Here is a 12,655-nt window from a genome sequence, read left to right on the forward strand (position 1 = left end):
CCCGCGCGCGGGACGGCGCGTGGACCGGGGCCCGCAGGGGGGCGCCCCCCTGCGACGTGACCTGGACGTTCGCGGGGGATCGGGCGGGTTTGAGAAGGGCCGGATCCGGCCACTGTGAACGTAACACCAGGTGAGTGCGTACACTTGCCGATAATCACCGGGTCGTCGGACACGACGGGGACAGGCGCAGCGCCGCGCCGCCGGTCAGCCGAGGAGCACCCGCTCTCCGGATCTCCGCGCTGCTGGGCCCTCCTCTCCGTCGCCGACTCGCCCGGGTCATATGCGTCCTTCACAAGCGGAGGTGGATCGTGTCCGTTGATCCCCGAGAGTCCCAGCCCAACCCGCAGGGTTCGCGCATCGACCCCTACGTCGGCTCCTACGCCGCACGAGCCCAGGGGATGGTGGCCTCGGAGGTCCGCGCACTGTTCGCCGTCGCCTCCCGCCCGGAGGTCGTCTCCCTCGCCGGGGGGATGCCCAACATCAGCGCGCTGCCGCTGGAGGCCCTGGGCGAGATCACCAGGCGGGTCGTCGTCGAGCAGGGCCGCGCGGCGCTGCAGTACGGCTCCGCCCAGGGCGACCCCGTGCTGCGCCAGCAGATCTGCGAGGTCATGGGCCTGGAGGGCATCGACGCCAACCCCGACGACGTGATCGTCACCGTCGGCTCCCAGCAGGCCCTGGACCTGGTCACCCGCATCTTCGTCGACCCCGGCGACGTCGTCCTGACCGAGGGCCCCACCTACGTCACCGCCATCAACACCTTCGCCGCCCACCAGGCCCGGATCGAGCACGTCCTGATGGACGACGACGGCGTGGTCCCCGAGGCGCTCGAGGAGCGGCTCGTCCGGCTGGAGAAGGAGGGCGCGCGGGTCAAGTTCTTCTACACCGTGCCGACCTTCAACAACCCGGCCGGGGTGACCCTGACCGCCGGGCGCCGCGAACGCGTCCTGGAGATCTGCGACCGGTTCAACCTGCTGGTCCTGGAGGACAACCCGTACGGCCTGCTGCGCTACGAGGGCGAACCGGTCCGGGCGCTGCGCGCGGACTCGCCCCGCAACGTCATCTACCTCGGCTCCTTCTCCAAGATCCTGTCTCCGGGTTTCCGGATCGGCTACGCGCTGGCGCCCCCGGCGGTGCGCGACAAGCTGGTGCTGGCCGCGGAGTCGGCGATGCTCAGCCACTCCAGCTTCAACCAGGCGGTGGTCGGCCGGTACCTGGCCGACCAGCCCTGGAAGGAGCAGGTCAAGGACTTCAACGAGATGTACCGGGCGCGCCGCGACGCCCTGCTGTCCAGCCTGGAGTCGCTGATGCCCGAGGGCAGTTCGTGGACGCGCCCCCAGGGCGGCTTCTTCGTCTGGGCCACGCTGCCCGAGGGCCTGGACTCCAAGGCCATGCTGCCCCGGGCGGTCAACGAGCGCGTGGCGTACGTGCCCGGCACCGGCTTCTACTCCGGCGGCGACGGGCGGCGCAACATGCGGCTCTCGTTCTGTTATCCCACCCCCGAGCAGATCCGCGAGGGGGTGCGTCGTCTGGTCGGTGTCCTGGAGAGCGAGATCGCGCTGCGTGATACGTTCGGCAGCGCGTCCGCCCCGCCGCGCCCGGGCGACGCCGCCCCAGCCCCGGATCTGCCGTGACGAGAAAGACCGTAGGGTGTCGTGACCGCAGCAGCAGGACAGAAAGAGGGCAGGACCGTGGCCGACCTTAACCGGGTGCTCGTGCTGGCCGGAGGGTTGACGCCCGAGCACGAGGTGTCGGTGCGCTCGGGTCGGCGCGTCGCCGACGCGCTGCGCCGCCTCGGGGTGGAGGTGCAGATCGGCGACGCCGGGTCGGGGCTCGTCAACACCCTGACCACGGACCCGCCGCAGGTGGTGTTCCCGGTCCTGCACGGCACCTCGGGCGAGGACGGCGCGATTCGCGAGGTCCTGGAGCTGTCCGGAATCCCGTACGTGGGCGCCCGCCCCGAGGCGTGCCGGATCGCCTACGCCAAGCCCATCGCCAAGACCCTGCTCGCGCGGGAGGGCGTCGCGGTCCCGCGCGGACTGGCCCTGCCCAAGGCGCTCTTCCACGACCTGGGGGCGCCGGCGGTGCTGGAGCGGATCGTGGCGGCCCTGGGCCTGCCGCTGTTCGTCAAGCCCGACCAGGGCGGGTCCGCGTTCGGCGCGAGCGCCGTGGCCACCGCGTCCGAGCTCCCCGCGGCACTGGTCAGCTGCTTCGCCTACAGCGACACCGCGCTGATCGAGGAGCAGGTCTCGGGCACCGAGATCGCGGTGGGCGTGCTCGACATGGGCGACGGCCCGGTGGCGCTGCCCGCCGTGGAGATCGTCCCGGACGGCGGCGTCTACGACTACACCGCCCGGTACACCGCGGGCCGCACCGAGTTCTTCAGTCCGGCCCGCCTGACCCCCGAGGCGGCGAAGGCCGCCGCGGAGGCGGCCGTCACCGCGCACCGGGCCCTGGGTCTGCGGGACGTCTCGCGCACCGACCTCATCGTGGACGACTCCGGCCGCGTGCACTTCCTGGAGGTCAACGTCTCCCCGGGCATGACCGAGACCTCCACCCTGCCCCTGGCCGTGGAGGCCGCCGGCATGGACTTCGCGATCGTCTGCCGCGAACTGGCCCACCGGGCACTGCTGCGCGGTTAGGGAACCTCCGGCGCGGGGGTGTTTCGCGCACCGGTGCTTCGGGTGGGTCGTTCGGCTCCACGCCACGCGGAACGCGAGGTGACGGCGGGCGGCGATGGCGGGTGAGGGGCGAGGTCGCGCCCACGATGTCCGTTTCGCGTGGTTTCTGTCCGGTGGTCTTGCTGTTCCCCCCGGAATCCTTGATTTCGGGGGGAAACAGCAAGATCATCAACAGGGGCCCCGGGGAGGACCGCGAACCGGGGCTCTCAACGCGGCCCCAGCCTCCGCTCGTCGTCCTCTGCCGGGGAACCGGCCAGCTGGGGGTGATCGCCGGGGGTACGCGCAGCGGGCCGCCGAACCGGAGTCGGCCGGTTGACCCGGTGCGGTGACGTTGACGTTTCCTCCTTCAGGTCCCGCATCGGCGGCGATGCGTACATATAGGCTTCCGAGTGCCCTGGCGGCCAGGAGCGTCGAGCCTGTGCCCGAGGAATTGAATGAAGGGACCGCCTCCTGTGGCTGATGCGCATGACGAGGAAGTGCGCGCCCGGATCGCCCGCGGGCTCGTCTACACCGAGTCGGAAACGGCTTTTCTTGCCTTCGGGCGCCGGACGGAGCAGATCTTCGAGTACAACCACACACCCCCGCGCGAGGCGGAGAGGCGTCGGTCGCTGCTCGCCGAGATCCTCGGCTCGGTCGGTGAACGCGTGGTGCTGCTGCCGCCGTTCCACGCGGCGTTCGGCAGCAACACCCACATCGGCGACGACTTCTTCGGGAACGTGAACCTGACGTGCGTCGACGACGTGGCCATCCGGATAGGCGACGGCGTCATGATCGCCCCCAGTGTGACGCTGACGACGACGGGGCACCCGGTGCATCCCTCGCGGCGAGCCGACTTCGGGCGGTTCTCCGAACCGATCGTGATCGAGGACAAAGTGTGGATCGGCAGCAATGTGGTGGTCCTGCCCGGTGTCCGTATCGGATACGGATCGGTCATCGGTGCCGGCAGCGTCGTCAGCCGTAGCATCCCCCCGATGACCATCGCACTCGGAACCCCCTGCCGCGTGGTCCGCGACATCACGGATGAGGACCTCACCACCCGCCTCGCCGGACAGTAGGGAGGCTCCGGCGCGGGGGTGATTCGCGCACCGGTGGTTTTGTTGACGGTCGTGGGCTTTCTGCCCGTTTCGGGGCCGGGAAGGGCAGAAAGCCCAAGACCGTCAACGAACCCCTCACGCAACGGACATCATGGGCGCGGCCCCGACCGGCACCCGCCGTCGCCGGCCGCCGTAACCCCGTGCTCCGCGTGGCGTGAGGCCGAAAAGCCTCCGAAGCACCGGCACGCCGAACCACCCCCGCGCCGGAACCCCCATAGACGGCCTCATCCGGTTCAGCGGGCGGGACGGCCCGCACCGGCTCCGGCGAGGCCCCGGCTCAGAGCCGCCGGTAGTAGACGGCGACCGGGAGCGGGGTGCACCCGAGGCTCTCGTACAGGGCCCTGGCGGGCGCGTGGAAGGGGTCTCCTCCGGTGCCGATCTCGACCGCCTCGGCCCCGAGGGCACGCATCTCCTCGAAGGCGTGCTCGCACAGGGCGGAGCCCACGTGGTGCCGGCGGTGCCCGGCCGAGACGGCGAGGATCGTGATGACGCCGTTGCGGCGGGCCGGGTCGACGCTCCACGCCACGTAGCCCGCGATGCGGCCTTCCGCCTCGGCGACGGCGACGTACGCGTGCCGCTCGGGCGCGTGGAGCCCGGCGACCTGCCTGCGGTAGTCGCCGCGCCAGTCGCCGTGCTGGTTGGCGAAGACGACCTCGCCGACCAGGGGCCGGAAGACGTCCTCGTAGAACGGGCGGAAGGTCTCGATGGTCAGTTCGGTGAGCGGCGCCAGGTCGTGCCGGACGAACGCGCGGATGAGCATGGGAGTGCGCCTTTCGGGCTGAGGGCCTGGTCCCCCGGGCAGGGGGAAGGGCGTGGGCCGGCCCGCTCCCGGCCGACGGGATCGGCGGTGAGCAGGGCCCTCAGCGGCGGGTGCGCCAGGCGGCGAAGCACTCCATAGTCCGCATCATAGCCTCCGGGGCGCGTCCCGGAGGCGCCGGTCGCGGCCGCTCGCCGACGGAGGCCGCGCCCCGGACGCGGGCCCTGTTCTCACCGGGGCCTCCGCCCGTTCCCGCCGGACGGGTCCCCCCGCCGGTTCCCGGAGTTCCCCGCGCTCCCGGAGTTCCCCGCGCTCCCGGGGGGCCCCGCGTTCCCGGGGGACCCCGGATCCCCGGCGTTTCCGGAGTTCCCGGCCGCCGGGCCGCGCGAAGGGTTCCGGGCCGGACCGGGGGCGGCTCCCCCGGAGGAGGCGTTCGACGAGGCGGGGGGCGCGGCGTTCCCCCCGTTGCCCGCGGACGCTCCGGCGGGGCGGGCGGCCGGGCCGCCGGAGCCGCCGCCGGAGGCGGCCCCGGAGGCGGCCCCGGAGGCGGCCCCGGAGGCGCCCGGGGAGTCCGCCCCGGAGCCCTCCGCCCCCTCCGGGTCGGTCCACTCGCACTCGGTGTCGCGGAGGCCCCCCGGGCCCCGGCCCTCCGGGAAGACCGGGACCACGGGCAGCCGCCACCACGTCGAGGCCGGCGTCCCCCTGGTCTCGGAGGGGCCGTCCTCGGGGGGAGCCCCGACGGCCAGGCACCGCCTCCGCGCGGCCTGGGCGGGCACCTGGGCCTCCGGCGGCCCGAAGGCCGGGTCGGGCGTGAGCGGGGAAGAACCCTGCCGCTCCCCGAACCGGACGGAGGACGACACCGGGGTGAGCGGGGCCGAAGCAGGGGAGGCGCCCGGAGTGGACCGGGGGTCTCCGGGGCCGCCCTGGCCCTGGACGGCGGCCGAATCCGCCGCGGCCGGCGGAATGCGCGGGTCGAGCGAGGGGACCATCGGGACGCCGACCAGCGCCAGCGCCACGGAGGCGGCGGCCATGGCGACGGTGCCGCCCCCCTCCGTCGCGGCCTGCTGCGGGCGCTCGGCCAGGGACCCCCAGAGGCCCCGGAGCGGCCCGCCGCCGGAGAGCGCGGCGAGGTAGTCCGCCGCGGCCGGGCCGATGAGGAGCGGGGCGACGACCCCGCGCAGGCCGACGTTGACCTCCGCGAGCTCGGCCCGGACGGCGCGGCAGTCCGCGCAGTCGCCCAGGTGCCGCTCCACTCTCGTCCTGTCGCGTTTGGCCAGCCCGCCGCGCACGTACGCGCCGAGGCCCTCCAGCGTCGGCCGGCAGGACTCGGTGAACGAGCCCTCGGCGAGGTGCGTCTGGAGATACGCCTGGCGCAGCCCCTCCCTGGCCCGGTAGGCGAGGGCCGCGACGCTGTTGGGGCTCATCCCCAGCACCTCCGCGACCGCCGCGGGCTTCTCCCCCTCGATCTCGGTGTGCCAGAGGACCGCCTGCCAGCGCTGGGGCAGGGAGAGGAACGCGCGGGCGACGAAGGAGCGCTCCAGGCCTTCCACGGCGGGATCGACGAAGGGCGTGTCCCGGTCGAGGCTCTCCATGTCGTCGGTGGTGACCTGCCGCCGCTCGGCGCGGCACCGGTCGTGGCAGGCGTTGCGCACCGACGCCAGCAGGTAGGCGCGGAAGCCGTGCCGGGGACCGCCGCCCTTCCGCACGGCCTCAAGGATCCCGGCGAACGCCTCGGAGACGACGTCGTCCACCTCGGCCTCGCCCCGGACCAGTTGGCGGGCCAGTCCCCGGGCCGCGGCGGCGTGCCGTTCGTAGAGGAGGGCGTAGGCGTCGCCGTCGCCTCTGCGGACAGCCGAGACCAACCGGTCGTCACCGGGCGGGGCCTCAGCGTCATCGCGCCGCGCGTCAGTCATTGCCAGTGCCTTCCGACGAGGGGTCACCGCTGTCGGCCGGTGCCGTGAGCGGGGGAGGGTGACCGGGCCCGCCGCCCCCTCGGAGAGGTCGCCCGAGGGGGCGGCGGACACCTTCCAGAAAAATACTCGTATTCGGCGTCATGAACACCGCTTATCCCAGTGTTCAGGGGTGAGGGCGGTGACGCGGACCCGTTTCCGTGGGAGGAGGGGCCGCGTCGCCGACGTCCGGGCCGACCGGGGACTCCGTTGAGGGGCGGGGGAACCGGTCCGGCCCGGAACACCGACCGCGCCGCTCACCGGCTTCCCGGCCAGGAGAGAGGGAGGCAGAGGGCCGGTCGGCGCGCGGGGAACGCGGGGGTGTTCCCCGCGCGGCCGGGGGCGCGTCCACGGAGAGGGGGGTGGACGCGCCCCCGGCACACGCCTTTCCTCCCTCAACGCTCCCTGGGTGGCGTATCCGCAGGTCGAGGGGTCTCTCAGCGCTCCCCGGGTGGTTCCGACGGGTCGGCCGGGGCCAGGGCGCCGGTGGTGAGGCCGTCCCTGGCCAGGCCGGCCGCGCGGGCGGCCAGTTCGGACAGCCGCCTGGCCTGCTGCTCGAAGTCGTCCAGGGCGCGGAACGCGGCCCCGTAGCGGCGCTGCGCGTCGATGTCCATCTGCGGGACGCGCGCGGACCGGGCGTCGGCCTGGAAGGTGCCGCTGGCGCTGGTGGAGCGGCGGGTGTTGGCCGCGCCGCGCAGGAAGCCGTTGAGGTAGTCGGTGTCCAGGAGGTCGCTCGCCGACCGCAGCGCGGCCCCGTCCACCTCGACCAGTCCGCCGTCGATCAGGTCGGCGACCCGGGCCTGGGCGCCGCCGAGGTCCCGGGGGGCGCCGTCGAGCGGGGGCAGGCCCCGGGCCAGCGCGTCGAGAACGTCGCGCAGGTCGGCGCGCGCGGCCGCGTAGTCGGCCGGGTGGTCCGGGGGCGCCGGGGCGACGTGGTGGGGCGGGGCGAGGTCCACCTGGTCGTCGAGGAGGTCGATCAGCGGAACGTCGGCCCGCTGGTGCTCCCCCGGTTCCAGGGGGCCGTCGGGGTCGGCCGAGGACAGGTCCGTCATCCGCACGGAGGAGACCGCCTCCGACGGCGCGGCGGGCCGCCGCAGCAGCCACAGGTGCACCGGCTGGGTGTGGGTGGACGCCATCCCGGCGGGCAGGGCGACGACCTCGGTCAGGAGGCCGCGCCGCACCAGGTCGGCGCGGATCCGGCGGCCGGTGCGGCGGTAGGCGGCCGACGTGGACATGACGACGGCGGCGCGGCCGCCGGGCGCGGTGTGGGCGTAGGCGTGCTGGAGCCAGGCGAGTTCGCTCTCGGCCCTGGGCGGCAGCGCCAGCTCCCAGCGGGGGTCCAGCAGGAGCTCCTCGCGGCCCCAGTCGGTGGTGGGGGTGGGAGGGTCGCACACCACCAGTTCGGCCTGGTGGCCCGGCCACCGGTCGGCGCGCAGCGAGTCGCCGGCGCGGACCTCCACCTCGGCGGAGCACTCCATCGCGGCCCTGAGCCGGGTGAGCCTGGCCGCGTCCGGGTCGATCTCCTGGCCGGTCCGCCGCGCGTCGGGGCTCCCCGCCGCGAGCAGGAGGGAGCCGACGCCGCAGGCGGGGTCGAACACCGTGGCGGCGTCCGCCCCGGTGAAGCGGGCGACGGCCCGGGCCAGGCGGGGCGTCGACGAGGTCTCGGCGTCGGCGCGCTGGGGGGAGGCCAGCAGGCGGGCGAGGAGGGCGGCCACGACCCGCGCGGGCGAGGTCTCCTCGGCGAGCCGCAGGGCGGCCCGGACCGACGGGGCGGCGGGTTCCGCCGGGCCTTCGCCGCGCAGCGCCTCGGCCACGTCGGCGACGCCCCGGACCATGGTCTCGGGGTGCTCGCCGCGCAGCGCCTGCCACAGCCGGACCTCGCCGGACTCCTCCACGCCCTTGTGCTGGGAGTCGAGCCAGGCACGGACCTCCGACAGCGCGAAGAGGGGGCTGGCCTTCGTCCCGGCGGCGGGGGAGGGGAAGTCGTCGTGGCGCCTGCGCCAGTTGGACACGGCGGCCCGGGTGACTCCCGCGAGCCGGGCGATGTCGGCGGCGGTGACGTGCTGCTCGTCGCTGTTCCGAGCGGTGTTCTGCATGCATGCACAGTACACGGTCGGCTGTAAACCCAAGGGGTGGAGTCTGTGCGCGTTGTCAACGGCGTCAGGTCCCAATCGGACCGGACCGGCGATGACCGTGACGCCAGCGTTCCAAGATCGCGGTTCTCAGGACGCTGGTGTCACGATCATCGTCGTTGCTACAGACGTCCCGACTTCACCTCGGTGAGGAAAGACACCCACGCCTGGGTGGGGAATCCGAGCTGTCCCAGCTCCCGGTTCTGGGTGTCGCGTATCGTCGCGCCCATCTCCCAGTCCGCCACCTCCACACACGCGGTCTGATCGGCGCTGTAGCTGGACTTTCTCCAGTTCGCCGCGTTCGTTGTGGTCTGTGGCGTCATCGCTTGTCCTTCTAGAACTCTTTGCGGATACCGGACAGCAGGTTCCGCAGCATGTCACCGCCGATCCCCACAAGCCGGAGCTGGTTGAAGATCGCTTCGTGGTTGGCCAGATCCTGAGGGCTGTCCAGGAAGAGGTTACTCCGGTATCCCTCCATGTATACGGTCGAAAGTCCGGATTTGGGCAGTTTCAAGATCATGAAGGTCGGTATCAGCATCCCGATATGAGCCCCTGCGATATACGGAATCACCTGGAGCGTGACCTTTGGGTGTGTGGACAGCTCTTGAAGGTGAGTGATCTGGTCACGCATCACCTCAGCGCCGCCGACCTGCTGGCGGGTTGCTGTCTCGCCCATGATCACCCACAGATCCGGGCCGTCTTCCGAAAACGCCTGATTGATGCGTTCGCGCCGGACTTCCATCTGGCGCTCAAGGTCATCGGAAGCAATAGTGCTGTTGACCCCTGTGATGATGGCGCGGGCGTAGCGTTCCGTCTGGAGTAAGCCCGTCACCATGGTGCTGGCGTACGCCTCGATCTCTGTCGCGCTCGCTTCGAGGCCGATGAAGGTGCCGTAGCGCTGTTCTAAGTCGTAGGACTGCCACCAGCCACGTTTGCCCGCTTGGCGGCGAAGTTGGAGCAGCGCTTCGGCCTCCTGTGCGGGGAGTCCGTAGTGTTTGGCCAGCTGTCGCAGTTCCTTCTCTCGGGGAACGCGCTGTGCGGCCTCCCAGCGGCTCACTGTCGAGACGGTCACTTCAAGGATCTTGGCTACATCGGTGACGGTGAGGGGGGCTCGTTGTTCCCGTAGCTTCTGGAGCTCGCGTGCAAGCTGCCATTGGGCAACGGTAGGGGAGGTTGACATGGGCTTATCCCAACAAATTAGAGTTGCCAGTTAGGCTTGCCAAGTAGATGACGCATAGTCATACTCTAACTATGGCTGGAGTGTGTCGCCGCCATATCCCAACGAAAACGGCCCTGACCAGTGAGGACACACCGATCAGGGCCTTAGTCCCCGACCTGAGAGACCAGGTGGAGACTCGATGAGTAAGGCTACCCCCCGCCGTGCCCCGGGCACGGAACCCCGTCCGCGTAGGGCTTCCCGCGTCCGGCTGTACGTTCTGGCGCTCGTCCGCGCGGCGGTGACCTCGTGACCACGTTCGCCACCGCGTTCGTGGGGGCCCCCGAGCAGGTCGGTGCCGCCCGGCGCTGGCTGTCCGGGGTCCTGGGCCACACCCCCGAGACGCACGTTCCCGACGACGTGCGGGACGCCGCCGCGCTGCTGGTGTCCGAATGCGCCGCCAACGCCATCCAGCACACCCACAGCGGCCGGCCCGGCCGGTCGTTCTCCCTCTCCGTGCGCGTGGACCCCGGCAGGGTCCGGGTCGAGGCGCGGAACCGCCGCCCCTACGACGCCCTCTCCGCGCCCCGGGCCCGCCGGGCCGCCCCCGACGAGGAGAACGGGCGGGGCCTGGCCCTGGTGCGCGCGTTCGCCGCCGAGTGGGGGCCGCTGGCGCTGGAGCACGGCGTCTTCTTCACCCTCACCTGGCAGCCCGACCCCGGCCCGGACCCCGGCGGCACGCCCCCGGCAGCCCCGGCCCAGGCCGCCTGACCTCCGCCGGTCCCGCTCCGCTCCCCGTTCCGTGAAGGAGTTCCGCCATGACCGTGTCCGAGCCCGAATCCGCTGCGATCCCCGAGGGGGTCACCGTGTCCGTCTCCCTGGTGCAGGTGCTCAAAGGCGGTGAGCCCGACGACCACGGGCTGAGCCTCGCGGGGCGCCGCTCGCCGCTGCGGCCCGCGATCACGGGGGCCTGCGCCTGCGCCACCGCCGTCCTCCCGTACGACCTGTGGGAGGCCCTGGAGCGCCACGACCTGTACTCGCCCGACACCGACGTCTGGGTCCGCGTCATCGACCCCGACGCCCCCGACCCGCTCCCCGAGGGCGCGGTCCTGCTGGAGACCCGCACCGTCGTCTACGGCACCGACGGCCCCTGACCCCGCCCCGGCGGTGGCCGTGGCGTCGGTGTTCCAGAGCCGTGGTTCTTGGAGCGTCGGCATCACGGTCACGGCGAGAACCGCGCACACCTATTGATTATCGATCGAAAACCATTGATAATCGATAGATGGATCGATACTTCATCTTCTCCCTCCGCGTCGCCGCCGTCATGGTGATCCTCGTGGGCTTCTTCGGCCAGTTCGTGGTCATCCCCGTGACGGCGGCCGACGAGGTCGTCCGGTTCCCGCCGTACGAGCCGTACGCCGCCCCCTACGTGGCGGTGGCGATCGCCGGCGTCGCCTGCGTCCAGGTCGCCCTCGTCGCGGTGTGGATGCTGCTCCCCATGTTCCGCCGCGACGCGGCCTTCAGCTCCCGGGCCTTCCTCTGGGTGGACGTCATCATCGGCTCCACGGTCGTGGCGACGCTGCTCGCGGCCGGGGCCACGGCACACCTCGCCGTGGCCGACATCCCCTTCCGCAACGGCGCCATGGAGGCGGTCGGCACGCTGGGCACCGCGTTCGTGACCACCTGCGTGGGGGTGTCGTTCGCGATGCTGCTCGTGCTCATGCGCGGCCTCCTGCGCAAGGCGACGGACCTGCAGACAGAGATGTCCGAGGTGGTCTGACGGCGATCGTCGTCCTCCTGCGCCGGGCGCCCGACGACGACCGTTGACGATCTCGACGTCAGTGCCCCGTGACGTCCGTTTCGGGGGCGTCGGCGTCGAGATCATCGCAGGGGCCCGCGCGGCCGGTGGGCGTCCGTGGTGGCCGCTGGCGCCGTCGGGCGAACAGCTGCGGGTACGCGGGGGCGAGCATCGAGACGAGGACCGCGCCGACGGCGAACGGCGCGGTGCCGAGGGCGAGCAGCGCGAGCGGCGGGGGACCGGCGAAGTCCAGCACCCCGTGGGTGAGGACGAGTTGGGAGCCGGTCTGGAAGGCGGTGTGGAACCCGACGGTCGTCCAGACCGATCCGGTGGCCAGGCGCAGGTAGCCGAGCCCGATGCCCATCGCGGCGAACATCGTGAGGTCGGCGAGGCCGCTGTATCCGCGCAGCAGCAGGGCGAACCCGGTGAAGAGGGCGGACTGCGCGAGGATCGTCCACCAGTCGGGCAGCCGCTCGCCGAGCGCGCCGGTGACGTAGCCGCGGAAGACGATCTCCTCGGGGACGGCCTCGCTGAGCAGCACGGCGAGTAGCAGGAGGAACGCGGTGCCGGCGAACTCCGGCCCCGGGGCGGTCGCGGTGAGCGGCGCGCCGAAGAGCGCGAGGACCGCGAACGCGGTGGAGGCGGGGACGAGCCAGGCCAGCGCGCCGCTCAGGAGCGCGCGCCAGGCGTCGCGGGGCGGGGTGAGCCCGAAGTGCCGCAGCGGCCGCCGGTGGGCGAAGCGCGCCAGGACGACGATCACCGCGACGGCGGCGACGGAGACGGCGGCGCCGCCGACGGCGCGCAGGACGAGTGTCCGGACCTCGGTCACCGGGGCGTCGCCGCCGAGCGCGGTCGCGGTGAGCAGTCCGGCGCCGAGGACGCCGACGGGAAGGGCGACGCGCAGGAGGAGGGACACGATCCCCGGATCCCGGTGCGGGGCCGCCCGCTCGTCGGCGTGGGTCATCCGCTTCCTCCGTCGTGTCGCCGCGCTGTCGGACACATGACGATGCCACGGTCCGCGGCCGCCCGTCACCGCGGCCGGTACGAGAACGGTCACGCCGCCACCTGCCGACGGCGGCCGCCGGTGGCGA

Annotated in this window: 12 protein-coding genes; 6 read left to right on the forward strand and 6 right to left on the reverse strand. The window is 72.7% G+C overall.

What is annotated here, in order from left to right:
- The first annotated feature begins 308 nt into the window (after positions 1-308).
- The 3 genes from EV190_RS05780 to EV190_RS05790 all read left to right on the forward strand — a co-directional run bounded on the left by EV190_RS05780 (position 309) and on the right by EV190_RS05790 (position 3,733).
- Complete coding sequence (locus tag EV190_RS05780) at positions 309-1,631, forward strand: aminotransferase-like domain-containing protein (protein ID WP_133740390.1); 1,323 nt, start codon at positions 309-311, stop codon at positions 1,629-1,631.
- Between the two features lie 57 nt (positions 1,632-1,688).
- Positions 1,689-2,639 carry a D-alanine--D-alanine ligase family protein gene (locus tag EV190_RS05785; RefSeq protein ID WP_133740391.1) on the forward strand — a complete coding sequence of 317 codons (951 nt, stop codon included), beginning with the start codon at positions 1,689-1,691 and terminating at the stop codon, positions 2,637-2,639.
- Positions 2,640-3,130: 491 nt separating this feature from the next.
- The gene (locus EV190_RS05790; protein WP_133740392.1) at positions 3,131-3,733 is read left to right on the forward strand and encodes a sugar O-acetyltransferase; all 603 of its coding nucleotides are present in this window, start codon (positions 3,131-3,133) and stop codon (positions 3,731-3,733) included.
- A gap of 316 nt (positions 3,734-4,049) precedes the next feature.
- On the opposite strand, the gene EV190_RS05795 is transcribed toward EV190_RS05790, so the two are convergent.
- The 5 genes from EV190_RS05795 to EV190_RS05815 all read right to left on the reverse strand — a co-directional run bounded on the left by EV190_RS05795 (position 4,050) and on the right by EV190_RS05815 (position 9,790).
- The gene (locus tag EV190_RS05795; protein WP_133740393.1) at positions 4,050-4,532 is read right to left on the reverse strand and encodes a GNAT family N-acetyltransferase; all 483 of its coding nucleotides are present in this window, start codon (positions 4,530-4,532) and stop codon (positions 4,050-4,052) included.
- A gap of 227 nt (positions 4,533-4,759) precedes the next feature.
- Positions 4,760-6,442, reverse strand: a complete 1,683-nt coding sequence (locus EV190_RS23945; RefSeq protein WP_243742378.1) for a sigma-70 family RNA polymerase sigma factor — start codon at positions 6,440-6,442, stop codon at positions 4,760-4,762.
- Between the two features lie 473 nt (positions 6,443-6,915).
- On the reverse strand, positions 6,916-8,574 hold the full coding sequence (locus EV190_RS05805; protein WP_133740394.1) for an N-6 DNA methylase: 1,659 nt from the start codon (positions 8,572-8,574) through the stop codon (positions 6,916-6,918).
- Between the two features lie 158 nt (positions 8,575-8,732).
- Positions 8,733-8,933, reverse strand: a complete 201-nt coding sequence (locus tag EV190_RS05810; RefSeq protein ID WP_133740395.1) for a DUF397 domain-containing protein — start codon at positions 8,931-8,933, stop codon at positions 8,733-8,735.
- 11 nt (positions 8,934-8,944) lie between these two features.
- Positions 8,945-9,790 carry a helix-turn-helix domain-containing protein gene (locus tag EV190_RS05815; protein WP_133740396.1) on the reverse strand — a complete coding sequence of 282 codons (846 nt, stop codon included), beginning with the start codon at positions 9,788-9,790 and terminating at the stop codon, positions 8,945-8,947.
- A 285-nt stretch (positions 9,791-10,075) separates the two neighbouring features.
- Here EV190_RS05815 and EV190_RS05820 point away from each other — a divergent pair, with 285 nt between their 5' ends.
- The 3 genes from EV190_RS05820 to EV190_RS05830 all read left to right on the forward strand — a co-directional run bounded on the left by EV190_RS05820 (position 10,076) and on the right by EV190_RS05830 (position 11,546).
- Positions 10,076-10,537 carry an ATP-binding protein gene (locus tag EV190_RS05820; RefSeq protein ID WP_133740397.1) on the forward strand — a complete coding sequence of 154 codons (462 nt, stop codon included), beginning with the start codon at positions 10,076-10,078 and terminating at the stop codon, positions 10,535-10,537.
- Positions 10,538-10,584: 47 nt separating this feature from the next.
- Positions 10,585-10,920, forward strand: coding sequence for a hypothetical protein (locus EV190_RS05825; RefSeq protein ID WP_133740398.1), 336 nt, complete (start codon positions 10,585-10,587; stop codon positions 10,918-10,920).
- Positions 10,921-11,048: 128 nt separating this feature from the next.
- Positions 11,049-11,546 carry a DUF2975 domain-containing protein gene (locus EV190_RS05830; protein WP_133740399.1) on the forward strand — a complete coding sequence of 166 codons (498 nt, stop codon included), beginning with the start codon at positions 11,049-11,051 and terminating at the stop codon, positions 11,544-11,546.
- 58 nt (positions 11,547-11,604) lie between these two features.
- On the opposite strand, the gene EV190_RS05835 is transcribed toward EV190_RS05830, so the two are convergent.
- Positions 11,605-12,528 carry a CPBP family intramembrane glutamic endopeptidase gene (locus EV190_RS05835; RefSeq protein ID WP_133740400.1) on the reverse strand — a complete coding sequence of 308 codons (924 nt, stop codon included), beginning with the start codon at positions 12,526-12,528 and terminating at the stop codon, positions 11,605-11,607.
- Positions 12,529-12,655: the final 127 nt, after the last annotated feature.

Origin of the sequence: Actinorugispora endophytica, from assembly GCF_004363075.1 — a bacterium.
Taxonomy (GTDB): Bacteria; Actinomycetota; Actinomycetes; order Streptosporangiales; family Streptosporangiaceae; genus Actinorugispora; species Actinorugispora endophytica.

Bases quoted from the DNA above. Each gene is read 5' to 3' on its own strand.
- EV190_RS05825 (WP_133740398.1), top strand. From the start codon at position 10,585: ATGACCGTGTCCGAGCCCGAATCCGCTGCGATCCCCGAGGGGGTCACC.
- EV190_RS05805 (WP_133740394.1), bottom strand. From the start codon at position 8,574: ATGCAGAACACCGCTCGGAACAGCGACGAGCAGCACGTCACCGCCGCC.
- EV190_RS05830 (WP_133740399.1), top strand. From the start codon at position 11,049: ATGGATCGATACTTCATCTTCTCCCTCCGCGTCGCCGCCGTCATGGTG.
- EV190_RS05835 (WP_133740400.1), bottom strand. From the start codon at position 12,528: ATGACCCACGCCGACGAGCGGGCGGCCCCGCACCGGGATCCGGGGATC.
- EV190_RS05810 (WP_133740395.1), bottom strand. From the start codon at position 8,933: ATGACGCCACAGACCACAACGAACGCGGCGAACTGGAGAAAGTCCAGC.
- EV190_RS05815 (WP_133740396.1), bottom strand. From the start codon at position 9,790: ATGTCAACCTCCCCTACCGTTGCCCAATGGCAGCTTGCACGCGAGCTC.
- EV190_RS23945 (WP_243742378.1), bottom strand. From the start codon at position 6,442: ATGACTGACGCGCGGCGCGATGACGCTGAGGCCCCGCCCGGTGACGAC.
- EV190_RS05795 (WP_133740393.1), bottom strand. From the start codon at position 4,532: ATGCTCATCCGCGCGTTCGTCCGGCACGACCTGGCGCCGCTCACCGAA.